The sequence below is a fragment of the Anaerosporomusa subterranea genome, assembly GCF_001611555.1.
Lineage (GTDB): Bacteria > Bacillota > Negativicutes > Sporomusales > Acetonemataceae > Anaerosporomusa > Anaerosporomusa subterranea.
Genome location: NZ_LSGP01000013.1, coordinates 563,698 through 589,121 on the forward strand (window position 1 = coordinate 563,698; position 25,424 = coordinate 589,121).

The 25,424-nt window shown below is 49.5% G+C and carries 28 protein-coding genes and 1 pseudogene; 6 read left to right on the forward strand and 23 right to left on the reverse strand.

Features of this window, described 5'->3' with window-relative positions:
* Position 1 precedes the first annotated feature (1 nt).
* The 10 genes from AXX12_RS06440 to AXX12_RS06485 are packed head-to-tail and all read right to left on the reverse strand — an operon-like array spanning position 2 to position 8,200.
* Entirely contained in the window at positions 2–1,546 is a 1,545-nt protein-coding gene (locus AXX12_RS06440) for a complex I subunit 4 family protein (RefSeq protein WP_066239726.1), read from the reverse strand.
* On the reverse strand, positions 1,546–3,417 hold the full coding sequence (gene nuoL / locus AXX12_RS06445) for an NADH-quinone oxidoreductase subunit L (RefSeq protein ID WP_066239730.1): 1,872 nt from the start codon (positions 3,415–3,417) through the stop codon (positions 1,546–1,548). The genes AXX12_RS06440 and nuoL overlap by 1 nt, the downstream gene beginning before the upstream one ends.
* Before the next feature lie 11 nt (positions 3,418–3,428).
* Entirely contained in the window at positions 3,429–3,737 is a 309-nt protein-coding gene (gene nuoK, locus AXX12_RS06450; protein WP_066240355.1) for an NADH-quinone oxidoreductase subunit NuoK, read from the reverse strand.
* On the reverse strand, positions 3,737–4,240 hold the full coding sequence (locus AXX12_RS06455) for an NADH-quinone oxidoreductase subunit J family protein (protein ID WP_066239732.1): 504 nt from the start codon (positions 4,238–4,240) through the stop codon (positions 3,737–3,739). The genes nuoK and AXX12_RS06455 overlap by 1 nt, the downstream gene beginning before the upstream one ends.
* A complete protein-coding gene (locus tag AXX12_RS06460) occupies positions 4,230–4,697 on the reverse strand; it encodes a NuoI/complex I 23 kDa subunit family protein (RefSeq protein WP_066239735.1) in 468 nt (155 codons plus the stop codon). Before AXX12_RS06460 ends, AXX12_RS06455 begins: the two co-directional genes overlap by 11 nt.
* A 10-nt stretch (positions 4,698–4,707) precedes the next feature.
* Positions 4,708–5,745, reverse strand: a complete 1,038-nt coding sequence (gene nuoH / locus AXX12_RS06465; RefSeq protein ID WP_066239738.1) for an NADH-quinone oxidoreductase subunit NuoH — start codon at positions 5,743–5,745, stop codon at positions 4,708–4,710.
* Between the two features lie 26 nt (positions 5,746–5,771).
* A complete protein-coding gene (locus AXX12_RS06470) occupies positions 5,772–6,869 on the reverse strand; it encodes an NADH-quinone oxidoreductase subunit D (protein ID WP_066239741.1) in 1,098 nt (365 codons plus the stop codon).
* Positions 6,863–7,345 (reverse strand): NADH-quinone oxidoreductase subunit C, encoded by a 483-nt coding sequence (locus AXX12_RS06475; protein WP_066239743.1) that lies wholly within the window; start codon positions 7,343–7,345, stop codon positions 6,863–6,865. The genes AXX12_RS06470 and AXX12_RS06475 overlap by 7 nt, the downstream gene beginning before the upstream one ends.
* On the reverse strand, positions 7,335–7,853 hold the full coding sequence (locus tag AXX12_RS06480) for an NADH-quinone oxidoreductase subunit B (RefSeq protein WP_066239746.1): 519 nt from the start codon (positions 7,851–7,853) through the stop codon (positions 7,335–7,337). Before AXX12_RS06480 ends, AXX12_RS06475 begins: the two co-directional genes overlap by 11 nt.
* On the reverse strand, positions 7,844–8,200 hold the full coding sequence (locus AXX12_RS06485) for an NADH-quinone oxidoreductase subunit A (RefSeq protein WP_066239749.1): 357 nt from the start codon (positions 8,198–8,200) through the stop codon (positions 7,844–7,846). The genes AXX12_RS06480 and AXX12_RS06485 overlap by 10 nt, the downstream gene beginning before the upstream one ends.
* Positions 8,201–8,667: 467 nt before the next feature.
* On the opposite strand from AXX12_RS06485, the gene mscL reads away from it, so the two are divergent.
* Positions 8,668–9,111, forward strand: coding sequence for a large conductance mechanosensitive channel protein MscL (mscL, locus tag AXX12_RS06490; RefSeq protein WP_066239752.1), 444 nt, complete (start codon positions 8,668–8,670; stop codon positions 9,109–9,111).
* Positions 9,112–9,172: 61 nt separating this feature from the next.
* On the opposite strand, the gene AXX12_RS06495 is transcribed toward mscL, so the two are convergent.
* The 7 genes from AXX12_RS06495 to AXX12_RS06525 are packed head-to-tail and all read right to left on the reverse strand — an operon-like array spanning position 9,173 to position 14,483.
* On the reverse strand, positions 9,173–10,021 hold the full coding sequence (locus AXX12_RS06495; protein WP_197470655.1) for a DUF3473 domain-containing protein: 849 nt from the start codon (positions 10,019–10,021) through the stop codon (positions 9,173–9,175).
* Positions 10,014–10,679, reverse strand: a complete 666-nt coding sequence (locus tag AXX12_RS06500) for a class I SAM-dependent methyltransferase (protein WP_066239755.1) — start codon at positions 10,677–10,679, stop codon at positions 10,014–10,016. The genes AXX12_RS06495 and AXX12_RS06500 overlap by 8 nt, the downstream gene beginning before the upstream one ends.
* Positions 10,680–10,714: 35 nt before the next feature.
* Entirely contained in the window at positions 10,715–11,764 is a 1,050-nt protein-coding gene (locus tag AXX12_RS06505) for a GNAT family N-acetyltransferase (RefSeq protein WP_066239758.1), read from the reverse strand.
* 2 nt (positions 11,765–11,766) lie between these two features.
* Positions 11,767–12,120, reverse strand: coding sequence for a DMT family transporter (locus AXX12_RS06510; RefSeq protein WP_066239761.1), 354 nt, complete (start codon positions 12,118–12,120; stop codon positions 11,767–11,769).
* Positions 12,117–12,500: a DUF2304 domain-containing protein gene (locus AXX12_RS06515; protein WP_066239765.1), complete on the reverse strand. Its 384-nt coding sequence runs from the start codon at positions 12,498–12,500 to the stop codon at positions 12,117–12,119. The genes AXX12_RS06510 and AXX12_RS06515 overlap by 4 nt, the downstream gene beginning before the upstream one ends.
* Positions 12,497–13,213, reverse strand: coding sequence for a glycosyltransferase family 2 protein (locus AXX12_RS06520; protein ID WP_066239770.1), 717 nt, complete (start codon positions 13,211–13,213; stop codon positions 12,497–12,499). The genes AXX12_RS06515 and AXX12_RS06520 overlap by 4 nt, the downstream gene beginning before the upstream one ends.
* Positions 13,173–14,483 carry a glycosyltransferase family 39 protein gene (locus AXX12_RS06525; protein WP_066239773.1) on the reverse strand — a complete coding sequence of 437 codons (1,311 nt, stop codon included), beginning with the start codon at positions 14,481–14,483 and terminating at the stop codon, positions 13,173–13,175. Before AXX12_RS06525 ends, AXX12_RS06520 begins: the two co-directional genes overlap by 41 nt.
* Before the next feature lie 432 nt (positions 14,484–14,915).
* Between AXX12_RS06525 and AXX12_RS06530 the strand changes: the two genes are divergently transcribed.
* A complete protein-coding gene (locus AXX12_RS06530; RefSeq protein WP_066239777.1) occupies positions 14,916–16,436 on the forward strand; it encodes an amino acid permease in 1,521 nt (506 codons plus the stop codon).
* A gap of 202 nt (positions 16,437–16,638) precedes the next feature.
* On the opposite strand, the gene AXX12_RS20115 is transcribed toward AXX12_RS06530, so the two are convergent.
* From AXX12_RS20115 to AXX12_RS06540, 3 genes and pseudogenes are all read right to left on the reverse strand, one after another.
* Positions 16,639–17,091, reverse strand: coding sequence for a methyl-accepting chemotaxis protein (locus AXX12_RS20115; protein ID WP_407922239.1), 453 nt, complete (start codon positions 17,089–17,091; stop codon positions 16,639–16,641).
* Between the two features lie 93 nt (positions 17,092–17,184).
* A pseudogene (locus tag AXX12_RS20120) lies at positions 17,185–17,670 on the reverse strand (PrpR N-terminal domain-containing protein); the annotation flags it as partial.
* 135 nt (positions 17,671–17,805) lie between these two features.
* On the reverse strand, positions 17,806–18,003 hold the full coding sequence (locus AXX12_RS06540) for a (2Fe-2S)-binding protein (RefSeq protein ID WP_066239783.1): 198 nt from the start codon (positions 18,001–18,003) through the stop codon (positions 17,806–17,808).
* A gap of 858 nt (positions 18,004–18,861) precedes the next feature.
* Between AXX12_RS06540 and AXX12_RS06545 the strand changes: the two genes are divergently transcribed.
* From AXX12_RS06545 to AXX12_RS06555, 3 genes are read left to right on the forward strand one after another with little or no spacing between them, the layout of a single operon-like run.
* The gene (locus AXX12_RS06545; RefSeq protein WP_066239785.1) at positions 18,862–20,169 is read left to right on the forward strand and encodes an amidohydrolase; all 1,308 of its coding nucleotides are present in this window, start codon (positions 18,862–18,864) and stop codon (positions 20,167–20,169) included.
* A 51-nt stretch (positions 20,170–20,220) separates the two neighbouring features.
* Positions 20,221–21,039, forward strand: a complete 819-nt coding sequence (locus tag AXX12_RS06550; RefSeq protein WP_066239788.1) for a DUF3100 domain-containing protein — start codon at positions 20,221–20,223, stop codon at positions 21,037–21,039.
* A complete protein-coding gene (locus AXX12_RS06555) occupies positions 21,036–21,515 on the forward strand; it encodes a hypothetical protein (protein ID WP_066239791.1) in 480 nt (159 codons plus the stop codon). Before AXX12_RS06550 ends, AXX12_RS06555 begins: the two co-directional genes overlap by 4 nt.
* 99 nt (positions 21,516–21,614) lie before the next feature.
* Here the strand turns inward: AXX12_RS06555 and AXX12_RS06560 are convergent, their stop codons facing one another.
* Entirely contained in the window at positions 21,615–23,087 is a 1,473-nt protein-coding gene (locus AXX12_RS06560) for a protein adenylyltransferase SelO (RefSeq protein WP_066239793.1), read from the reverse strand.
* 314 nt (positions 23,088–23,401) lie between these two features.
* Positions 23,402–23,560 (reverse strand): hypothetical protein, encoded by a 159-nt coding sequence (locus tag AXX12_RS19225; protein WP_156478595.1) that lies wholly within the window; start codon positions 23,558–23,560, stop codon positions 23,402–23,404.
* A gap of 245 nt (positions 23,561–23,805) precedes the next feature.
* On the opposite strand from AXX12_RS19225, the gene AXX12_RS06565 reads away from it, so the two are divergent.
* Positions 23,806–24,333 carry a hypothetical protein gene (locus AXX12_RS06565; RefSeq protein ID WP_066239796.1) on the forward strand — a complete coding sequence of 176 codons (528 nt, stop codon included), beginning with the start codon at positions 23,806–23,808 and terminating at the stop codon, positions 24,331–24,333.
* Positions 24,334–24,490: 157 nt separating this feature from the next.
* Here the strand turns inward: AXX12_RS06565 and AXX12_RS06570 are convergent, their stop codons facing one another.
* Positions 24,491–25,396 carry a hypothetical protein gene (locus AXX12_RS06570; protein ID WP_066239799.1) on the reverse strand — a complete coding sequence of 302 codons (906 nt, stop codon included), beginning with the start codon at positions 25,394–25,396 and terminating at the stop codon, positions 24,491–24,493.
* Between the last annotated feature and the right edge of the window lie 28 nt (positions 25,397–25,424).

The following is a 25,424-nucleotide window of genomic DNA, read 5'->3' on the forward strand; positions in this document are numbered from 1 at the left end:
GTCAGTTCCCTCCTAGCAGCGATGTCAGCATGCTGATCGCATTAGCGCCTTGCAACTTGGTCAGCAGCGGTTGCAAGGGTGCAACGCCGCTATCAACCACGCGCAGCAATAATGCCGGGAACAGTCCAAACAGCACAACCGATGCACCTAACATCACCAGCGGAACCATAGCTGGCCCGGAAATATCCGCATAGCGGTCAAACTGACTGAGACGCGGGCCAAATAAGATATTGGCCAGAGTCCGCAGCACATAAAGAGCAGTCAGGATAATACCCGCAATCGCCAGCGTCGCCAGCACGGGAAACTGGGAAAACGCGCCTAGAAAGATCGTAAACTCGGGAATGAAGCCAACCAAGCCCGGTAGTCCGAGAGACGCCATGCCGGCGATCATAAATCCGGTGGCAGCGCGCGGCATCTGATGCGCCAGTCCGCCCAAATCTGGAATCGACCGAATATGAGTATTCTCATAGACAAAGCCGATCATAGAGAAAAACAAAGCAGCCATCACGCCATGGGCGAACATATTAGCGATTGCGCCGTTAATCCCCACCGGATTAAGCGCCGCAAAGCCGATCAACACATAGCCCATGTGGGACACAGATGAATAACCAACAACATACTTCAGATCCTTCTGCGCCATCGCGATAAACGCGGCATAGGCGACATTGATCACACCCAGGGTGGCAATCATCGGCGCCCAGAACTTCGCCCCTAACGGCAGTGTCAGCAGGCCGAGACGGATCAGACCATAACCGCCAATTTTTTTCAATACGCCGGCGTGGATCATCGATACAGCAGTCGGAGCGCCGGCGTAACCGTCAGGCGACCAACTGTGAAATGGCCACATCGACAATAACGAGCCGAAGCCGAGCAACAACAACAGAAAGGTCCAAATTTGAAAGCCTTCCGCGAAACGGCCCAACTCCTGTGCTTTCACTAACGCCTCCATGCTGAACGTCCGCTCTCCTGCCGGGTAAGCAGCTAGGTACAGCGCCACGACACCTACCAGCATGCAGGCTGAACCAAGCAGCAAGTAGATGGTCAGCTTGATGCCGGCGTATTCTTTCGTGACCCGTTTGGAAGAGCCCCAGAGAATAACCATGATGTAAATAGGAATGACCACCACTTCATAGAATAGCAGGAAAATAAACAGATCACGGGTGATAAACGTCCCCATAACCCCGGCGATTAACAGCAGCAGCAGGATGAAGAATTCCTTCGGCCGCTCTGACACACCCCAGGACGAGAAGACTGACGAAAAGCCAATGATCGCGGTTAAGAGCACCATTGGCAGCGAAATACCGTCAACCCCCATGGAGTAGCTGACACCTAAATCCTTGACCCAAGGAATCAGCTCAGTGAACTGCATGCCGCCTGCCTGCAGGTCATAGTTTATAAAGACATACAAAGACAGTGCTAGCGTGACACTCATGCAAAACGCTGCCACATTCTTAATCGTTTTTTCAGCATCCTTTGGCAATGCAGTAATTGCTGCCGCCCCCAGGATGGGAGCCAACAATAGACTGGTCAGCACAGGAAAATTCATTACCGTACACCTCCCAGCCAAACGACCAACACGATCGCAGCAGCGAAATAGACCAACGCGTATTGTTGAATCTTACCAGACTGTAGTTTGCGAACCAGACCCGCAGCAGTAGCGTAACTACGTGACAGATTATTGACCAGTCCGTCGACGATATTGACATCAATCCAATAGAGGACGGCTCCCAGCCCGTCGACAAATATACTTCTGATCAACGTGTAAAACTGATCAACGAAAAACTTATTGTAGCTCAGCGTGTATAGCCAGGGCAGCTTAGCCGCCACCGCGTCGGCTGACAATTGTTTGCTGCCATACATCCGCCAGGCCAGCGCCAGCGCCGCGATCGAAAACAGAGTCGAACTACCGGCGATCGCCCAGTTGATGCCAGCGTGATGCGTTGGACCAAACCGTACCCAGTCGCCAAAGCCAAGCGCGAACGGCACGATTCCGCCCACGACAGATAATACAGCCAGTACAACCAGGGGAAACAACATCCAGCCGCCAGATTCATGAGGATGCTGATGCGGATCAGGTTCGCCATAAAATACGTTGAAGAACATGCGCCCCATGTAAAAGGCAGTCAATACCACCGTCAATGCAGCGATAAAGTACAATGGCATACTAACTTCCGATACAGCCAACAGAATTTCATCCTTTGAGAAGAAGCCGGCAAACGGCGGAATCCCAGCAATCGCCAGCACGGCAATGCCCATCGTTGCATGGGTGACTTTCATGCTGTATTTTAATCCGCCCATTTTGAAAATATCGGCTGTATCATGCAGCGCATGCATCACCGATCCGGCGCCAAGGAACAGCAGTGCTTTGAAAAATGCATGGGTCATCAAATGAAACATCGACGCTGTCAGGCTGCCTACACCAAGAGCCAACATCATGTAACCAAGTTGGCTGACGGTCGAGTAGGCAAGTATTCGTTTGATCTCCCGCTGCGTCAAGGCTATAACAGCGGCGAATAGAGCGGTGATTCCACCAAACCAGGCAACCACTGTCAGCGCGCTCGGCAAATCAGCGAACAGCATATAGGAGCGAGCGATCAAATAGACCCCGGCCACGACCATGGTAGCAGCATGAATCAGCGCCGATACCGGCGTCGGGCCTTCCATCGCATCCGGCAGCCAAACATGCAGCGGAAACTGACCGGATTTAGCTACCGGTCCGCAGAAGATCAACAGTGCAGCCACGGTCAGCAATCCGCTGCCAGAGCTGGCAATAAAGCCAGGCAGTTTAGCAGTCAACTCTTGAAAATCAAGTGTACCGAACATTACTTGCATCAGGAGAATCCCTAGCAGTAGACCAAAATCGCCGATGCGAGTGGTCATAAACGCTTTTTTAGCTGCCTCGCGGGCAGAAACTTTATAGAAATAATAACCAATCAACAGATACGAGCAGAGGCCGACCAATTCCCACAGCACAAACAGTTGCAGTAGATTGACTGCCAGCACCATACCCAACATCGAAGCGGCAAACAGTGAGATGTAGGCGAAGAAGCGGGAGAAACCCGGATCGCCGTGCATATAACCCACCGAGTAGATTGCCACCAAAAAAGCAACCAAAGAAACAACAATTAGCATCATCGCTGAAATCGGATCAACCAGTACGCCCCAATCCACCGATAAACCTGTGATGGCAAACCAGTTGACCTTGCTGATAAACGGTTTTTCGACACTGATACCGCCGCTGACAACAGCCGCCGCCACTCCCGCAGCCAACGTGAAGGCGCTGCCGAGTGCGGTGATAGCAGTCGCTGCCGCTAGCCGGGGCAACGAATAAAACGCAAACACGATCAGCAAAAAACTGCAAGCCGGTAACAGCGGAATCAGCCAAGCGTGATGCAGCGAGTACGTCAGAAAGTCCATCATTCCGCCTCCTACCACTTCATCCAATCAAGTTCATCTACATTGACAGTGCGACGGTCACGGTAGATGGCAAACACCATGGCCAGACCAACCGCTACTTCCGCTGCCGCGACAGCGATATTGAACACGACAAAGACCTGGCCGGTTGCCACTTCGGGAGTAACAAACCGTGAGAACGCCACTAAATTTAAATTCACCGCGTTGAGCATGAGTTCAATTGACATCAATACCGCTACAGTGTTACGTTTCGTAAACAGTCCGAACAGACCGAGTGCGAACAACCCTGCTGCTACGGTTAAGTAATGCTCCAATCCGATCATCATTCATCCGCCCCCTTCGCCAGCGTAATCGCGCCTACCATGGCGACCAGTAGCAACACGGCGGCAGCTTCAAACGCCACAGCATAGTCGTTAAACAGCAGCTTAGAGATCGCTTCCAGCGAAGTGGCAGGAGCCTGACTGGAAACCGTCCATTTTGTGCCATAAACCGCCCAGCCAGACACAGCTAGCAGCGCTATTGACACTACAGCGGCTGGAATGACCAATCGGTTAGAAGGATTGCTTTTCGCCATATCCCCCTGCTGGGTCAGCATAATTCCGATAACGATCATGATCGCCACCGCGCCGTTATACACCAGCAGCTGCACAGCAGCCAAATAGTCAGCCTGCAGCAGTACATATAATCCGGCGATGCCGACAAACGTCAGCGCCAGACACAAGGCACTATGAACCAAATTTTTCTGAAAGATCACGCCTGCGGCAGCAGCCAGACAAAGCGTCGCCAGTGCATAAAACGCGACTGTGTAGACAACATCACCCGCCAAGGCTGACCCCTCCCTCTCTGTTTACTACCGTATCCTGAACGATCGCCGCCTCGGCTGGCTTGGTTTGAGCAGCCGCGGCTCGGGCCATACAGTCATAATTGAGAAATTCTTTGTGATAAGATGCAATTTCGTAGTTTTTATCCCAGACAATCGCCTTCGTAGGACAGGCTTCAATACAAAGATTGCAGAACAAGCAGTAACCGGACACGTAGTGATACGACGATAGCCGCTTCTTATTATCTTCCGTTTTTTCCGTCGTCAGCGCGATGGCCTCATTCGGGCACGATAGTGCGCACAGCCCGCACGCAATGCATTTTTGCACGTTGAGATCAATTACGCCACCGCGGAAGCGGGCTGTCATCGGAATCTTGACATCCGGGTATTCAACAGTATCTTTTTTGCCGAAGACTGTTTTCAAGGTAACCCACATACCGGTTAATAGACCTTTTCCGAACATAACGCTCCTCCTAACTCATCAGCCCGAACAGGTAGATGCCCAGCCCAGTTGCCAGCATATTGACAAGCGCCAGCGGCAGCAGGACTTTCCAGCCGAAGTGCATCAGCTGGTCTACTCTGAGTCGGGGAAACGTCCAGCGAAACCACATAATAACATAAACCATCGCCAGACTCTTGATGGCGAACCATATCCAGCCCGGCAGCCAAGGACCGTTCCAGCCGCCCAAGAACAATGTTGTTGCAATCATCGAGACAGCTAACAGGTTGGCATATTCAGCCATGAAAAACAGTGAATAGCGCATGCCGCTATACTCTGTGAACGGACCGGCTACAATCTCTGATTCGGCTTCCACCAAATCAAACGGAGTCCGATTGACTTCAGCAGTCGCGGCGATAACGTAAATGATGAACGCAACCGGCTGCAAAACAATATTCCATACACTAGCCTGCGAGGTGACAATATCGCTCAGTTTGAGCGACCCTGTCAGCATGACCACGCCTAAGATGGAAAAAACCATCGGAATTTCATAGCTGATCATCTGGGCGACTGTACGCATCCCGCCAAGCAACGAGTATTTGTTGTTAGAGCCCCAGCCGGCCATGAGAAACGGCAGTGTTGCCTGAGACGACACAGCCACGAAATAGAAGACACCAATATGCAAATCGGCGTATGATACCCCTTTATCAAACGGGATAACCGCATAGGCCGCCATTGTCGGAATGAACAGCAGGATTGGCGCCAGAGCCCAAACCTTTTTATCGACAGCCGTTGGTTGAATATCTTCTTTGCCCAGCAATTTTAAGGCATCAGCAACCGGCTGCAGGAGACCAAACGGACCAACCCGGTTGGGCCCCAGACGGACTTGCATATAACCCGCAACCCGGCGTTCCAGCCAGACAAAAATCATTGCCGCCCCGCTGATGATGCCGATGATGCAGTTAATACCGACAAACATCATAACCGCGTCCACCCAGAACGGCCCTGGCAGGAATTGGCCCAGCAGCTGGCGCAGGAAATTCGCGGCGTAGACTAAAATACTTTGTTCCATGCTTCCTACTCCCTTCGTACCGCCTGTCAGCAGTCCACTTCGCCCAAGATCGGATCGAGCGTCGCTAACGAAACCACCACATCTGACAACTTATCACCGCGGCACATGTCATCCAGCGCCGACAAGTTAATAAACGAGGGACGGCGCACATGCATACGGTACGGCTTTAGTCCTCCGTCGCTGACAATGTAGAAGCCCAGCTCGCCGCGCGGGCTTTCGATGCAATGATAGGCCTCGCCTTTCGGTGGTTTGATCACTTTGGGAATCTTCGCCATAATCGGGCCTTCCGGCAGTGAAGCCATCGCCTGTTTGATAATCTCGATGCTCTGGCGCATCTCGTCCAAACGAATAGTATAGCGATCCCAGTTGTCGCCATTCTGGCGCAGCGGCACAGAAAACTTGAACCGGTCGTACCCAGAATATGGCTGATCCCGGCGCAAATCGACATCTACGCCGCTGGCGCGCAGAATGGGGCCCGTCACGCCGAGGGCAAGCGCCCGCTCACCGGAAATTTTTCCCGTACTCACCAGCCGGTGGTAGTATATCTCATTGCCAGTCATCAGGGTATCGTATTTGCCGAGTAATTCGGGGAAATCCTCAACAAACTTTTCCAAGGCGGTCATAAATTCAGGCGTCACATCCGCCATAACGCCGCCGATGCGAACATAATTGTAAGTCATGCGGGAACCGCAAATTAAATCAAATAAGTCCAGGACTCGTTCACGACCGCGAAAAGCAAAAATCATGCCTGTCACTGCGCCTGTATCGATCGCCATCGAGCCGATGCAGACGAAATGGCTGGCAATGCGATTCAGTTCCGCCATAATCACCCGCAAATACTGTGCCCGTTCAGGGATCTCAGCGCCGAGAAGCTTCTCTACCGTCAGGCAATACGCTAAATTGTTGCTCATCCCGCTAACGTAGTCCAGTCGATCGGTATACGGTGTCACTTGGGGATACGTACGGCTTTCGGCCAGCTTTTCAATGCCGCGATGCAGGTAGCCGACATCCGGTCTAGCATGCACCACAGTCTCCCCATCCAGTTCGAGGATGACCCGCAAAACACCATGCGTGCTAGGGTGCTGCGGACCCATATTGAGTGTATAGACTTCCGTTCTTAGCATGGCGTCACACCCCTCTCCCGTAGCGATGGGAATTTAAACTCTTTGCGCAGCGGATGACCGACAAAGTCCTCCGGCAGCAAGATGCGCCGCAGGTCGGGATGACCTGTGAAGGTTACTCCCATTAAATCATACACTTCCCGCTCCTGAAAATCCGCCGTCGGCCACAGCGAAACGACTGATGCCGCCTTCGGCAGCTTGTCCCCCTGTTTTTGTGTCCGCACCTTCATAACCAGCTCATGCTTCAACGTACGGGAATACAGGTGATACACCAGCTCAATGTACTCAGGGTAATCCACCGCCGTCACGCTGGCCAAATGATCAAACTGCAGCGAGGGTGAATTTTTCAGCTTTTCTCCTGCCAGCAGCACCGCCTCTGGCGTCACATATAGTTCAGGACAATCGCCGACTAACTCCAGACCAACTATTTCAGCGACAAGCGCCTGAAGCGCGTCTATCGCGACATACTTACCAGCCATGGCCGCTCAACCTCTCAATCCGCTGCTTTTCTACGACATCAGGATGCTGTATCTTGCGTTTCAGTTCAATCATCGCATGAATCAGCGCTTCCGGTCGCGGCGGACAGCCAGGTATAAAGACATCAACCGGGACCACCTTGTCAATCCCTGGAACTACCGAATACGAATCCACAAACGGGCCGCCGGAAATCGCGCAGCTGCCCATCGCCACCACAAATTTCGGGTCAGGCATCTGCTCATACAGTTTGACAAAAACTGGCGCCATTTTCCAGGTCAGCGTACCGGTCGTCAGCATCACATCCGCCTGCCGCGGCGATGGTCTAAACACTTCATAGCCAAAGCGGGACAAGTCAAAGCGGCTGGCCGAGGCGTGCATCATTTCGATCGAACAGCAAGCCAGACCTGACGTCAGCGGCCACATGGAATTTCCCCGCGCCCAATTCAACACTGCTTCAATCGAGGTCACAATGACATTATGTTTCAGCCATTCCTCTGTTGTTACTTCCATTCCAGAGCTCCTTTCTTCCAGGCATACGCCAAACCAATCAGTAAAATTCCCATGAATACAAGCATCTCAACAACGGCAAACAAGCCCAGAGACCGAAACTGGACGGCCCAGGGATAGAGGAAAACAGTTTCCACATCAAACACGACAAACACAAGGGCATAGAGAAAATAACTGGCCTTAAACTGCACCCAGGCCCGTCCAATCGGTTCAATGCCGCACTCGTATGTGGATAGTTTCGCTGATGTTGGCCGTCTCGGCTGTAAAAATCGCGAGATGATCAGCGGGACGATCGGGAAAATAATAGCAACACAGATCAGAAATCCAATAGCGCCAAAATCCTGCATCAATAAGTCCACCTCCCTCTTACTAAATAGATACAAACAAAGCTGTGAAAGTTATAACATCCGTGCAAGATGGAAAAAAGTCTCTATTGCCGGATTCAGCCAGCAACTAGAGACTTCTCTTGCAAAATTCATGCCATATTAAAAGCCATACCGATTCGAAAAAAAACGGCAATAAATGGCGCAAATCCTGCACATCCAGGCAGCTCCAATGGTTTAACCCCATCAAGGCGGCTAAACGGATGCGAATTAGTTGCAATACCATGTTTCGGTCTGAAACATCACAGTTCCTGCCACACTAGTCATTTTTTTCTACATTTTCCGTCAAATCAGACAAAATCGCAACTCTGGCACTTTAGCTATGTATTCCTGAATTAGGTATGATCCCTTCAAAATCCTGCATGTATGCTTCTCAAAATCCGGTATTTCGGGTATAATATCACTGAAGGCTGATGAAATAAAGGGGAAATAATATGCTTAAAGAATTTAAAGCATTTGTCTTAAGAGGCAATGTCGTCGACCTAGCGATCGGTGTTATTATTGGAGCATCTTTTGGTAAGATTGTAACCTCATTTGTTAATGACATCTTAATGCCGCCGATTGGTCTTATCTTAGGCAAAGTGAGTTTTGCCGATTTATTTATCAATTTATCGGACAAGCCTTATGCTACACTGGCACAAGCCAAAGCAGCCGGCGCACCGACAATTAATTACGGCCTATTCATAAATAATGTCATCGACTTTTTGATTGTAGCTGCCGTTATCTTCTTTGTGATTCAACAATTATTCACTCGTCTTCAGAAAAAGCCCGCCCCGGCGCCGTCTGAGCCAACCACCAAAGAATGTAATCATTGCTTTTCCACTATTTCACTCAAGGCAACTCGTTGCCCGCATTGCACCTCTGTGCTAAACGACTAGAAACAAAGACGAAAGGGCTCTCTGCCTGCGGAAACCGCTGGCAGAGAGCCCTTTTATTTTACTATTTGTTCCGCAAATGGTCTGCAATCGATGTAAATTGAAAGCTTTGCATAATAGCCTCCAGTTTGGCTTTAGTGCTGTCAATATTACAGTAATGGATAAACGACTCGAGATGTGGTAGTCTCAGTCGCTGCTCGGTGGAGTCGATTTCTCTGGGATGCAGATAAACGATGCAACTTCTACCTTGACGGTTGGCGGCGAGAATAGCATGCTTGATTAAGAACTTCGGAAAAAACCGGAAATAAAACCCGCCAGAGAAGCCAATATTTTTGCCGAATAGTTTCACGACCGACGTCGGGACTTCATACAGGTTAAGCATTCTATTATTGACTCGCGGCTGATGAATCTCAGTGGGCGCTGTCGGAATACCATATAGAAACGTTTTGACTGGGAAAATACTGGCATCATAGGTCAGCCCCAGTTCCTCCAACGCTGCGAGGTAATGCAGGTTGCTTTCAATGATTGACCAGGATGGCGCCCGGTACCCCTGAACCTTGTTGCCTGTAATATCCTCGAGTATAGATACAGATTTCTTCACATCAGCCTTAAACTCATCATAGGTTTGTTGATAGGCCAGCTGATGACCATAGCCATGAGAAGCGACATCATGGCCTTGCTGAGCAATCGCCTTCACGACATCAGGATAATCCTCACCGACGCAGCCAAGCACAAAGAAGGTGGCTCTTGAGCCGGTATCGCTGCATAACTGAAGCAGAGTATCCATCTGGGCTCTGAAATTTGAACCCTGTCCTCTGAACAGATCTGGATTGATATTGTCATAGTTGGCGTGAAACCATTCCTCTGTATCAAAGGAGAGCATATTGCTGCCTATTTTGTCCGGTTTAGTCAATTTTCTTTCTCCCTTTGATCGCAAATGACGTGCAAAACAAATCAGACATCATGCCTTCACCACAACTCATGCTCACAAATTGAAACGGATGGTACAGCTTCAAGAACTCGATCTGCTCAAAGCCTTGTTGACTTAATGCCTGTTTGAGCTCGTCCATGCCATACATCTTGTCAAACTTCTTGCTCTGTTCAAACAGCCGGAGAAGCTTTCTCTGGATCGAGTCTTTGTGTAAAGTTTGCACTAGTAACGTTCCCCCTGGCTTTGTGACCCTGGCCAGTTCTTTGATAACAGGCAAATAGCATTCGATTAATTGAATAACGCCGATACACAACACGACATCAAACTTACCAGCGTCAAATTGCAATGCCGTCAAATCTCCTGTCATTGTACGGAGACCGCGGCCTGCGGCGAATTCTAGACTCTTTTCCGAAAAATCCACCCCATACACCGTGTTTTCGTGAGTCAACGGTTCACTGAACGCACCCACGCCACAGCCTGCATCAAGGATTTCCTTACCTCGCATTTTTCCCAGCCAGCGCAATGTGTTATCACGCTGCATAAAAAAGCTGGCATCATCAAAATAATCGGATGATTTCACAGACGCGCCGTGTCGTTCGGCTTTTTGATCAAAGTATTGTTTCCAATTCGTAGTACTCATTATTAGCAGCCTCCACTGATGAAACCAAATAACGCCTAGGGTAAAACATACGGGATCAAATGCTTGCCGACCGTATCGGTAATGAAGGCAGGAGCCGCCTTCCACAATCCGACAAACACACTGAGCTTTTTACGGTCAGGCGGACCGGCACTTGCCTGGCCGCCTGAATACACCAGATAGTTAAGTTGTTCAGCGGCAGCGCCCCACTGCTCTTTATAAGTGTAGGTGCCAGACCCGAGCTGTGACCGGCCCAGATCCAGATAGTTCAGTTTCTGGCCGATGCCAAACCGTACAGCTTCCCAATACATAAAGTTATTCAAGTATTTGTTATTATACTCGACAAGATTAGCGCCATAGGGATAATACAGAGTCTGATCGCCGGGACTGGTCAACAGCAGCATGCCGCCAACAACCTGTTTTGTTTCGCGGTCAAGCACTGACAGCAAGTATGCTTGGTCAGGCAGATAGTCGAAAAACCGCTTAAAAAAACCGATATCCGGTGCCGGTGATCCCAGTTGTTTCATCCGCTTGCCGTATACCTGATAAAACGCGTCGAGATGACCGGGATCAAATGAAACAGTAAACCAGTTGTTTCGGTAAACCTTGCGCACATGATTGCGGTTACTGGGGGTCGACAGCGACAGCACCTTTTCCTCATCCTCTGACAGCGGCAAGACAAAGGTGTAATGTTCGAGGTTGGATGTCCAATCCGGTCTATCCCAATCCTGTGTTTTCAAACGCAGTTCCAAATATTTAAAATGATACTGTTCACGCAAAGCAGGCAGGCTCTCCAGAGCGAACCGCCAGGCTGCTTCGCTCTCGGCGCAAATGTCAAGATGGTTAACAAACGGCAAGGCTACAGCCACAGATTTCAGCCCAAGATTGTGCCCGGCAACCAGCGGCAGCAGCGCGCAAATCCGGTCACGCTGATCAAGAATCACCTGATAGGCGCAACGGTAGCCAAAGGATTCCAGCAATATCTGTCTAAACGCAGTTGTGTGAAAAATCGTGCCTTTCGAGAGTGCTAAATGGTCCCACTCATCCTGCATAGTCGGGCGATAGGCGACACACCTGAATAATTTCATGGTTATCCTTTCAGCCAAAAAACGACGCCGATCATAATAAAAGCGCAGCCAACCCAACGCATCAGGCTGATCTGCTCTTGAAAGATAAAAATCGACACGATAATTAGCAGCACATACTGAACACTGGAGACAAACGTCACATAGCTAAGATCAAACTGCGACAAACAGTACACCCACAGCACCGCCGCCAACGCATAACTGGCAAAGCCAGCGATAATAGTCGGCGTCGATACATACCCTAGTGCAATCGCCAGCAGTCCGCCATCAAAATCGACCGTGCGGCTGCCGATTTTCAGCAAGGTACTGGCAACTACCGTCATCGTTACACTGCCGAACAGTAATAGATAATTAATCATAATTCCGCCTTGTTTATTTTCTTTTCCAGTTCTTCCAGTCTCAGCTTGGTTAAGCCTAACTCCTGAGTCAGTGCTTTGTTCTTCCGGTTTAAGCTGGTGATACTGACACTCATGTTTAACAGCAGCAGATAGGCAAATGCGACAAGAATGGCAAAAAACGCCGACGGTGCATAGTCGACTCCAATCAGAACAGAAAAACCGTGAAATAGGTCTGTGTTGAGCGACATCATCAGCGTAAACGCACCAATGAAGAACCACACCAGCGAATATTTTTCCTTGATTAGCCGCTGCCTGACCAGCAGAAACACGGAAATGATGATAATCAGGCTAAAGGCAATCCCCAGCAAATGAATCCTATCAATATTTACGCCTGTCATCATCCGGTTCGACCTCTAGTCCGGGTACAGGAGCAGAAGATCGACAAGAGAACCTTTGCCATGTAGTAAGGACTTTTCAACAGAGTTATCGAGGACTCACCATTCTGCCGCGGCTGCATGGTTACGCCAACCTCGCACAGGCGAAGGCCGTGCTTGTTGAGCAGAATAATCGCATCAGGCTCAGGATAGTCATTAGCATAGTAGCGGGATAATAAATCGATGCTTTTTCGATTGTATAGTCGAAAACCAGAGGTACTATCACTAATTTTAGTCTGGATCAGCAATCGGAACAAATAGTAAAAAATCTTGATACCGCAGCGCCTCGCCCACGTCGTACGAAACGACTTCACATCAAGGAAACGCGAGCCGATCACCATATCACATCCAGTGCGCGCCATTGTGTCAGCCAGCTTTCGCACCTCGCCAGCAATATGCTGTCCATCGCCATCAATCTGCACCATATACTCATACCCCGCATCGCGGGCATACTTAAATCCCGTTTGAACAGCGCCGCCAATCCCCAAATTACACGGCAAGTCCACCACTTTTACGCCAGTCGCCAATTTGGCTGTTGCTGACGTGTTGTCTGCTGAGCAGTCATTGATAACAAGAATATCGACCTCGGGCAGACTCGTCTGGATATCGCGGATTACTTTCAGGATGTTATTCTGCTCATTAAAAGCCGGTATGACAGCCAGTGTTTTTTCTATTTGCATACTGCAACAACCCCGCAATTTTTTTTACTCGAATCAACGTCCAACGCAGGATCTGATCCGCTCCAAACGCTGCGGCAATCGCAATAAACGGAACCGCAGGATACCGGTAGCGGTACATCCAATCGATGAACAGGACCAGACAAAAAGCGAAAACCGCGAGAATCAGCAGCCAGACGATTGACGCTTTACGGAATTTTTCATCCCGGACAGCGGCGATGCTACCAACGGTAAATAGCGCCGTCGGCGTCACATTATACAGAAACTGGCCAATGCCTGTCAGACTGCTCAAATCAATTTGCCAAACCCATTTGCCCAAAAAGCCAATCGCCCGTTTGACGTATAAAATGGACACATGGTCCCAATTGTTGACGATAAAGCTAATAAACAAACTGCCATACCAATTAACCCGATAATCCGGCCGAAAAAAATGATCATACGGTGTGGCCAGGTCATACAGCCAGCCTTTGGCATAAACATTGTATAAGACCATTTTGACATTGACCTGCAGGGATTGAAGCAGCGGATCAAACTTGTGACTGCTATACAGATAAATACCGATAGCGAAAATTGATAACAGCGCGCCGGCAATGGGTCTCCGATATTGGTTCAGACCAACCGCTATCCGTTTCTTACCCAGCCGAATCGCGATATACGCCAGAATAACGGCCATGGTCATGATGCCGGTCGGGCGAAAAACCATCATATAAATTGCAGTCACGGCAAATAGAATTTTATAGTTCTTTTTATCTGATTCAAACGCCATCAGCAAAAAGTAGACACATAACAGCAGGACACTGATAAAAAAGCTGTCTGAGAGAATATACATTGACCATAGGGTAATCTCCCAGCGTGTCGCATAAAACAGAGCTGCCAGGATAGCCGTACTGCGATTAAACAAAATAAGGGCGATTTTATAGACCAGGATGACACTCAGTCCGGAAATCACTGACTGGATGAACAGAACGGCGACCGGGTCTTCAAACAATGCCAACAACAGAGTGAGTAGCATGTTATAGCCGAAATACATAATATCATTCATATGCAAACCAACGTTAAAATCTTTCAGCAGTCCGGTTGCATAATCGAGATACCATTTGCTGTCAGCAGCTTGCGGGAATCCCCTTCCTGAGGACAATAGCCAGAAAAAATGTTCTAGGGTTCTCGTCAGCGCCAACAACATGATCGGTAGAATAAATAACCAGTCATGATCTTTGTATTTGTGATAAAACTCGTTTAAGCGATCCTCGCTCTTTAGATAAAACTCATACACGTTCTTTGCCCAGCTCCCAAACTTCGCATAAGAATATTTGTTTTCAACATTATGATATGTTTTATGCGTAAGTAATAGTCTTTTGCATATCTTTCAGGGTTAGCCAAAGGATTCGACAAATCCTGCTTTTTTAGGCGAGATAGATTAACTGAAAAATTTTTACCAGCCACTCTTGCATATCTACATAGAATAACCAGTTTCAGCAGCTAGTGTTCCCGTTCGAAAGCAGATGAACCATACATGAATAATAAATACATACTATATATTGTAATGCTTTCTTGCCTCTCTGACCAGCGCTTTATGAATTACTTCCGCATTATCGCCTCAGCTAGGTAAAACCTGCCTGGTTAATACACGATAAAATTCGTGTTTAAGTACATACTACTATCTGTAAATATTGACAGGTGAGGGTGCTATGGGAGTGGAAATGGGTTGAAAAATAGCGTTAATGGTCTGAACGCGCGGCAACTGGCGATGATGGCTTTGGGAACGGTTGTCGGCGGATCTTTTTTCTTAGGATCGGCCGCCGCCATTCATGCTGCGGGGCCTTCGGTTATCGTATCTTATGTGTTAGGCGGCTCCATAGTTTTTGTCATTCTTTATGCTCTCTCTGAGCTGACAGTCGCAGATCCGGCGCCGGGGTCATTTCGCACCTACGCAGAGCGGGAGTTTGGCCGAGGAGCAGGATTCGTCGTTGGTTGGGTCTATTGGACCGGCCTTATTTTAGCCATGTCGAGCGAAGCAATGGCTGTTGCCATTTTTATACACCCTTGGTTTCCCGGGTTGTCACTGGGATTGATCGGCTCTGCCGTCATTATCGCAGTAACATTGCTCAATCTCTTGGGCGCTGAGCGTTTGAGCAAATTGGAGAGCGGCCTCGCGGCAGTCAAGCTGCTGGCTATCGCGGGCTTCATCGCGCTGGGACTATTCCTGATTAGCGGGCTGATAAACGCCAATCAGACCGGCGCGGGAGAACTGTTAGCTGAACCGTTTTTCCCAGGCGGTATTGGCGGAATTGCCGGCAGCATGCTGATTGTCATGTTCGCTTACGCCGGCTTTGAAACGATCGGGTTGGCGGCTTCTGAAGCGCGTGATCCGCACAAGACGATACCCCGGGCGATCACGTATACTGTCACCAGTTTGGTCGGTCTGTATGTAATCTCGATAGGCGTTTTATTGGCTTTGATCCCTACCGCAAGCCTAACGACCGAAACAAGCCCATTTGTCGCGGCTCTCAACCGCCAGAATCTCGCCTGGGCAGGGAATGCGATCAATATCGTGTTGGTTACGGCAATTCTCTCCACCATGCTGGCGGCCATGTTTGGATTAGGCCGAATGATTCGCTCGCTGGCAGAGGAAAATCATGCTCCGTCATGGTTAAAGGATGCCGGCGACATTCCGAAAAGAGGCATTCTCTTTTCGGGAGTCTCGATGCTGCTAGGCTTAGGATTAGGATCTCTGCTGCCGCAGCAGGTATATCTTTTTCTTGTTAGCTCTGGCGGATTCGCTTTACTGACCACCTATGCTGTGATCGTGGCAACTCATTACCAATTTCGGAAGCGAAACGGCTGTCCCCCCAACGGCAATTGTCAACTACCCCTATACCCCTTTTCCTCCTGGTTTGGCTTGACCGGTTTACTATTCGCCTTGGCAAGCATGCCGCTTATTCCCGGTCAGGGCTCCGGTTTAGCGGCAGGCCTAGCCTTGATAGTGCTCTACTCGGCTATTTTTGTGATTAAAGAACGATTTTCCACAAAAAAGAACAGCAAGGGCACAGTCGACCAGGGGGCAGGCGGAAAGTTTCTCCGCACAAGAAGCTTAGAGCCACAGGTAGAGATCTCCGAAGAGCTAGCTAAATGCCCCGATTCTAAGAAAAAAGAAGACCACTCGTCATCAAGTGCGGGGCACCATCCACAGAGGGCACAGCGTGGTAAAGAGGACACAGAGGGCTAGAGTTTGGAGCGCCAGCATGCTGATGCTGGCAAAATAGATACTCCACTCTGTGACCTCTGTGTACTCTCATTTCGCTCTACGGAGACGTGACCTCGTTCACTTCGCAAACCTTAAAATTTCATTAAATTGAACAAGTTGAGTAGAGGTCTCCTCCACTCGACTTTTTGGTGCGCTCAGGCGCTTCGGGAAACCGCAATGACCATTATTTGCGAAGCCCCGTCGCCGCCAGGGACAGTAGCGCTTGTCCGACTGTTCGCAGGCCTTCGAGCTTTTGGGCGATTTCCTGGATGGCTGATGACTGCTCACGCGTGATGATTGTAGTCTGCCCAACATTTGCCGAGACGCGATTGACCGAATCACGGAATGCAGTTAACAATTGATCGATATTCCCGGCTGACCGATTGCTTTCTTCAGCCAGTTTGCGTACTTCGTTAGCGACAACCGAAAACCCCCGCCCGCTTTCTCCGGCGCGAGCAGCCTCGATGGCTGCGTTCAAGCCGAGCAGGTTGGTTTGTTGGGCGACGTGGCGGATAACCTCAAGAATCCGCGCAGTGTTATTTACGTCATTTGACGCTGTTTTGGCGATAGCCGCTGTTTCTTGACTGGTGGCGGCTAGTTGCTGTGATCCGGCCGACACTTGCTGAACGGCGGCCACTGCCTGCTCCAGCGCGCTCTGTATATCGCGGGCGTAGGCGTTGATCTGCTCCGCCCGCTCGTGTTCCCGCTGGCGATCCGCCTCTTGTGCCTGCTGGATTTTTCCGGCTTCGACAAGGGCCTTTTTGACAGCCGCTCTGCCGGAATCAAGAAATTCTCCCGGCAGTCCGCAGGTTTCAGCGATTTTCACGACCGCATTATCGCCGACAATTCCCTCTATTCCCTGTCCCGCTAACGTTGTGATTGCAGCCTTGACATCAGCATCAGTTGGACATGACCGCAGAAATACCTCGATCTCTGAGAGCTGGAACTCCTGGGCTAGGTCATCAAGAATATTGGTCCTAGTGACGACGCCAATCTTCTTCCAGTCTTTTGCCGCTGCTCGGTTAACAGACAACAGTACATCAGTTGGCGATGCTGTAATTTCAACCACCGTTTTCTGACCCAGTTTCTTGATAGCCTCAGCGGACGCGCCGCGACTAATAATGAGAGCAATTGCCGAATGCGCCTGCACAATGTCGAGAGCTTGTTGGCTATTACCCACCTCGACCACAAGGTTTAAGCGGATTTCGTCATTCACCTGTCGCGCGATGTCAGCTATATGTTTTGATGGAGCTAGCAACAATATAGGTTCGATGATAACTACCTCCTATTGCAATAGTCTAGCGATAGTATAAGTCGAAGACGCTTGGCGCACATGGGAGCCTTACCTCTCTTACTCAAGCAATTCCAGCAGTTTCGGTGTGCATCTCCTCCCCTGGCACGAGCCAGAACCAGCACCAGTTGCTTGTTGCAATTTTTCCAACGTGTCCGCTCCATGTGAGATGGCTTTCTTCAGGGTAGCGCGCGATATTCCCTTGCACAAGCATACCTTGGTCAGCTTGTCCTTTAACTCGGGACTCAGATCATCCATTCTGCTTCACTCCTCCCCTAACGGCGCAAATTGACAAAATATCCAGAATTATATGCTCATCTTACCATTGCCACCAACGAGAGTAAAGAGTAGCTCACGGTAGATTATCGTTATCCCTGCCGCATTTATTCGTTGAAAGCAACTCTCAAACTAAAGGGAAAATAAGCCCTCGGCCTACGTTCTCCAGAGGGTCTATTCTCTTCACTGCTTATAATTGAGGTCTTATAGATAGATTATCTGAGTAACACCTTGGAGGCCGCGCCTGGATGCCATTAATGGCTACTATATTCGCCAAACATTCCTCCATACCGCTATTCTTAGGGACTGCCATTAATACCGATTACTTTCATGACTATTCCTCCTTATATATACCCTCGCCGCATTGGCTTCTGTTTATCGCAAATTTGCACGTGTACCGGAGCGCTAGTGACATAAACAATTATGCTCGCTATGTCCTTAGGCGCCAAAGGTTTAATCCCTGCATAGACCGTGGCTGCTTTTTGCTCGTCCCCATGGAATCGAACCTTACTGTGCTGCCTACACTTTCTTATTCCCTGTAACCTTCCATTTACCTTCAATTAATTAAGTACATTCCATTCAATAGCAATATTCTTGGATGTAAAATCATACCGACAGGATACGGAATACTTAGATGCTCCGAGTCGTCGGGATATGGCTAGTGGTACCTGGAGAGAAATTATTCTATCAGGAAACGACTTTTTTTCACAATAATCATTACACAATCCACAATACAACAAAAAATATTAATAAAGTTTACATATCAGTATTTTCGAAGAGGATTTATGGACGTTCTGACGAATTGGAATTATAAGTTAATTCCATAAGGAGGGTTACCTGTTGGTAGTACAAGAAATCAAAAATCGGGTATGTCAGAGTATTGATGCACATGTGGAACAGATAGTAAACGTAGTCCGTGAAATTGAAAAGCAACCAGAGCTAGGTTACAAGGAAACAAAGACTGCCGCTGCTGTCGCTAAGTTCCTGTCAGACTTAGGCTATACCTGTCGTGAAGGGTTAGCCATTACCGGCGTAAAAACTTCGCTGAAGCCAGGCTCAGCCGGCCCCAATGTGGCGATTCTAGGTGAACTCGATGCAGTCGTCTGCCCTGACAGTCCGGCGGCTGACCCGCTGACCGGCGCGGCTCACGCCTGCGGCCATAACCTGCAGATCGGCGCGATGATCGGCGCGGCGCTGGGACTTAAGCTAGCTGGCGTCGCCGATGAACTGGGGGGCAATGTCAGTTTTATGGCTGTGCCGGCGGAGGAGTACGTAGAGATCGCCTTCCGCCAGCAACTGCGTGAGCAAGGCAAAATTCGTTACCTTGGCGGCAAGCAGGAACTTATCTACCGTGGCGAATTTGATGACGTGGATATCGCTATGATGGTCCACTCTGACAAAGACTTGCCCGGGCCCTCGGTAAACCTGCCTGAATCAAGCAATGGATTTGTCGGCATGACTATTCAATACCTCGGCAAAGAAGCACACGCCGCCGGCGCGCCAGATCAGGGCATCAACGCACTGAATGCAGCCATGATAGGATTAATGGGTGTACATGCATTGAGAGAAACCTTCCGGGATCAGGACATTGTGCGTGTCCATCCGATTATCACCAAGGGCGGCGACCTTGTGAACATTGTACCGGCAGATGTCCGCATGGAAACCTATGTGCGAGCCAAAACAATGACCGCTATCGACGCCACCTACGGCAAAGTAACGCGGGCGTTAAAGGCGGGCGGCGACTCCGTGGGCGCCGAGACGTACATTAACACTATCCCGGGATACCTTCCCCTCGCCTGCTGTCCACAGCTGAATGAACTGTTCGCCGCCAACGCAGGCCAGCTGACGCCAGACGGGCAGATTACCGTCTCCGGTCATTTTGGCGGCTCTACCGATATGGGCGACATATCTCACATTATTCCTTCGCTGCACCCCTTCACAGGTGGCATATACGGTAACCATCACACAAAAGAGTTTAAGGCGGCTGATTACATAGCGGCCTGCATCATTCCCGCCAAACTACTGGCTATGACTGTGATTGATCTTCTTGCTGAGCAGGCAGCCAAAGCCAACGAGATTAAGACAACTCATAAGCCGTTGTTATCCAAAGCAGAGTATCTGGCCTTACTGGACAAATACTTTAGTTAAGCATTCACCCCTTGAATACTACAAAAATAAACGACAAGGAGGAAGCTATTCTTGGAAATTCTAAAATCATGGAAAGTCCACGCGTTTGCACTCATCATCGTTGTCATCTCAGAAATGATTGGCACCAAGAAGGTGGCGCTCGGCCCTGGCGTCTTATTGTTCCTGCCCATGCTCTATGCGATGATCATTGGCGCGGTCATCAGTCTGCCGAAACTAAAAGCGCTCAACCTCTCGGAAATGAACATCTCCGCCAAATGTCTGGGGATCGCTACCCTAATGCTGATTGCGAAGCTAGGCGTCCTAATGGGACCAAACCTGGTAAAACTGATGCAGTCTGGTTTGGCTCTTTCCTTCCAGGAAGTTGGCCATTTCTTCGGCACGATTATCTTTGGTCTGCCGGTTGCCCTAGCGCTCGGCCTGGGCCGAGAAGCCATTGGCGCTACCTATTCCATCGACCGCGAACCCAACATTGCAATCATTGCTGAAAAATACGGGCTTGACTCACCGGAAGGCCGCGGCGTCATGGCTGTATATATCTGCGGCACCCTGTTTGGCGCTGTCTGGCTGGGCTTTGTCGCCGGTTTTATTGCGTCACTGAACATTCTCCATCCCTATGCCCTCGCCATGGGCGCCGGTGTCGGCTCCGGCAGCATGATGGCCGCATCCTCGGGCGCTATCGCCGCCGCTGTGCCCAGTATGGCTAAAGACATCCTTATGTACGCAGGCGCCAGCAATCTGCTGACCTCAGTTATCGGCGTGTATTTCGCCCTGTTCGTATCACTGCCGGTTACTGTATTCCTCTATGAAAAGCTGTCTCCCATTATCGGCGTGTCCCAGCGCAGGCGCATCGAAGGAGGTAAGCAAGCATGAAATGGTCTGAAGCAATCGCCGTACTCCTCGTCATGGGTGTGATCTCTGTCATCGGAAACATGCTAGGCTATAAAGAAGCCCTTGGCAAAGACCTGACGTACGGTCAATTCATCGCTGAAGCTGCCACCGGCTATGGTATCATGTTCACAATTGCCTTACTCGGCATTGCCTGCTCCAAGTATCTCCCCGGTAAGCTGCCGATGGTATTCTGGGTTTCCGTGCTGGCCACCCTTTCCACCGTGCCGCAGGTTTCCCCGTGGGCAAAAGAAATCGGCTATTATACAGGCAAAGTGGACTTCCTCGCTCTCGCTACGCCAATTCTTGCATTCGCCGGTCTATCCTTTGGTAAAGATATCGAAAAGTTCAAAACTATGTCGTGGCGCATTGTAGTCGTCGCGCTGACTGTTTACACAGGTACATTTATCTGCGCCGCGGTTGTCGCGCAGTTCCTACTGAAGTATGAGGGCATTATCTAACAGCGAAGGCTATTTGCCTTTAGCTCGCAGCGCTGAACCCAAGGAATTAAATGAAAATGAAGCAGCCGCCGCCTTTTATCAGGCAGCGGCTGCTTTATATTACGTCCCGCAAAAAGTTCGGTAAGGTTTGGTTGATAAATCAGGCAGCGTGGAGTACTCAGCCTGTTCGGGGGTGTGCGCGTAGGGGCTTGAAAGAACCGTAAGAAGGCGCTTCATCACGCTGTAATCTCCTTGTTTCACTGCGGCTTCCAGCGCGGCTTCTACCCGGTGGTTGCGCGGGATCAGCGCAGGATTGCTGTTTTGCATCAACTGCTGCGGTGAGGCTTTTGATTCCTGCCTGCCTAGTCGAGCCTGCCACAGTTCATGCCATTGGGCAAATTCCGCGGTCCCAGACAGGACCGTATCCTCCGGCTTATCAAAAGTGAGTGCTCGGAACGTATTGGTATAGTCCGCACGATATTTATGCATCATGCTGAGGAGTCCTTCAATCAGGAATTCATCCCCTTCCTCCTCGTTACCTATTCCCAGTTTTGCTCTCATTCCCGCGAGCCAAAAGCGGCGATAAAGCTCAATGAAACCGGAAATCGCATCCTGGGCCAGTTTGATTGCCTGCTCCTGGTTGTCATGCAGCAGCGGCAGCAGGGTTTCAGCAAACCGCGCGAGATTCCACGCAGCAATCTGTGGCTGATTGCCATAGGCATAGCGGCCTTGACTGTCAATTGAGCTGAAAACCGTTGTCGGGTCATAGGCATCCATGAAGGCGCAAGGGCCATAATCAATGGATTCTCCGCTCAGGGCCATGTTGTCGGTGTTCATCACCCCATGAATAAAGCCCACCAGCTGCCATTTGGCAATCAGCGCGGCTTGGCGCTTGATCACTTCCTGAAGCAAGAGCAGATAGCAATTTCCATCAGCGCCCACATCCGGAAAATGCCGCTGCAGTGTATAATCAGCCAGTATCCCGAGCTCCTCAACAGTGCCCCAGTTTGCAACGTATTGAAAAGTGCCAACTCGCAGATGACTGGCGGCCACGCGGGTCAGAATAGCGCCAGGCTGTTCGGCATTGCGGAATATGGACTCACCGGTTGTCACCACCGCCAGGCTGCGGGTGGTAGCAATACCAAGCGCATGCATTGCTTCACTGATGATATATTCACGCAACATCGGCCCTAGAGCCGCCCGGCCATCGCCGCCACGGGAGTATGGCGTTCTGCCTGAACCTTTGAGTTGAATATCAAACCGGTCACTCAGGGGAGTGATCTGCTCGCCAAGCAACAGAGCCCGTCCGTCCCCCAACATCGTAAAATGCCCGAATTGATGCCCGGCGTAAGCTTGAGCAAGCGGCACGGCTCCTTCGGGAATCCGGTTGCCGGCAAACACCGCTACCCCCTCTTCGCTTTGCAGCGCCTGGACGTTCAAGCCTAGGGATGTCGCCAGCGGTTCATTGAGAATGATCAATTTCGGTGAACGTACTGGGTTTGGATTGAGGCTGCTAAAAAAGGATACCGGCAGACGGGCATAACTGCTGTCCAAGTTCCATCCTGTTTCTATTATCGCTTTTCTATTTGTCATCGCATCTCCTTTTCTTTTTTGTCATTTTGTATCTTAGTCTTTTCTTTTACATAAAACAAAATTCAATGGCATTCTATGATGGACAGGTTTAAGTTGGCTTTGGTGAGACAGGCGGCGAAAAAGCCTGGTTCGTAGGGTCCGCTGTGGCCGGGGTCGATACAGATTAGCATGAGAAACGCCTCCTTACCCTTCCAGTGTAATGGAGTGGACGAGAGGCGTCAAAGGAAAGAGGTTTTGGAATACAGAAACCCGGCTTCGACAGCGATGCGCATACTGACGCAAGTACGCCGATTTATGTCTTTGTTCTCTTCCTGTTACGCCTTGCCGTCGTTTTGCTGCAACTCCACAGCTGCATCTTCAGCAGGCTCAAACGGAACAACGGTGATTCCTGCTGCCGCCATAGCCTGCTTATCAGGCGCGGCCTTCGTACTGGAAGGAATCTGGTCAATACTGTTTCGCTCTTTGTTAGCCATTGCAAACACCTCCATCGGTAATACATTCGATGTAGGTAGTCTGTACTTCTTTAAATTTATTTATTTGTTAATCAAAATTAGCGCCTTGATGTATCAACCCAGATAGAAACTGGCACGAGCAGGTCCATTTGGCAGCAGATTTCAGCGCCCTAAATGGAATAATCTTTCACAGTTAGGAAACTCTATGATAATTAGGGAAGAGTGCTGTATTCCCCCACTCTAAACGGAAAGAGGTAATGCGATCAATGCTCAATTATCAAGGCCAAAATACTTGGGATAGTCATCTTGGGCAAAACCTGAGCACAAGGCGACTATATTACGATGGAAAGTATAGCAGTGAAAACGGCGTAACCGATATTTACCCAGAGGTTGCAGCGACACTGCGAAAAGCTATGGCGGAGAAAGACTCTTTTGTTTTTGAAGGGCAAGCAAGGCAGTCAGACTCTATTCGTTACAATATCGAGAAAACCCAAGACAAGTACCAGCTCTCTGTTAGCGATTTTATTGAGCAAGATGAGGATTTAATCGCTGATGCGATTCATGCTCTAGAAGTATCGGATGACGTTCTCTCAGTTGAACAAAGAGAGACCATTTTAAACTCTATGTTGGATTCCCATATTTCATCTGAAGCGAAAGTAACGGCCACGCTTCCTCTCTCAAGCAGTTATGAAGACATTACTGAAAAACTGAATCAGCTCTGGAAAGACGCGAATGGACGTCTAGAGAAACAGTTCGCGCAGGTTAAGGATATGGTTGAAGGCTATCTCATGTAGTATCGCAGAAAAATTCGTTATCACCGTGTTCATGCCATTTGGCAAGGGTGAGAATATCATGCGACGGATATTTCACAATACAAGGGTGCCCGTCTGCAAAATGCTTTGCAGACAGGGCACCCTTGCGTGTAGCTATTTCGCCACTGTGGGCAGGGAATTAATACTTAATTGGAACCATTTTAAAACGGTAAACTTCTGATATTTCGCGATTATAACCAGGATAGAAGCCTTTGACCATGCCAAGCACAATGCGAGAACCGCGATTGAAGTGTACTAGCAGATCACCGGTCTTGGGATTCACTGCCAGTCCCTCGATTTCACCTTGGCGCTTTACTTCCTTGAACGTTTTCTCCAATACCACATTGGCGTATGATTTATCAGTTATATCCACACGGTAAAGATGGTCAGGCTCGTCAAGGTCAGCAGTGCCGTCATCTGCTGTTAAATAGAGAGAACCTTTATAGTAATATACTCCCTGCACCCACTGGGGAACAGGCTGAATATGAACTTTGCGCAGGTAATTCCCCGTATCTAAACTATATTCATAGAGATAGCGACCACTTTCTTCGCCAACCCATGAGACCATCCAAACTGTTCTTTTGTCTCTATCCACAGCGATGCCAGAGCATTCTTCCTGTCCGCTGGATGGCTCAAATTTAAAGGTGCGCTTTAACTTCAATGTGTCGGCATCATGAATGGCGATCTGAATGTCCTTCCCCACCCCATCCATAAAGTTTTCCGCACTAACAAAAATCTCGCCATTGAAAACATCAATATCGCCAATATGATTGGCAGGAATCGCATAGCCTTCGAACGGCTTTTCATTAGCCAACAGAAGTTTACCGGATTTATCGTACTTATACAGAGCCTTGCTGCCACTTACATAGTAGTAATCACCATCGGTAGTGATTCCCTGACGGCCCTTAACTTCAAAAGTATCAACCAGAGTGTACTCATATTTCGGAAGCTGATCCACATTTTTCGGATTTGGTTTAGCTAACGCACCGCTGGCAAAAACGCTTAGACTTAGAATGACCAAGAGCACAGCAAACCGTTTTAACATGATATCCCCTCCGTTTCATTGATAGCAG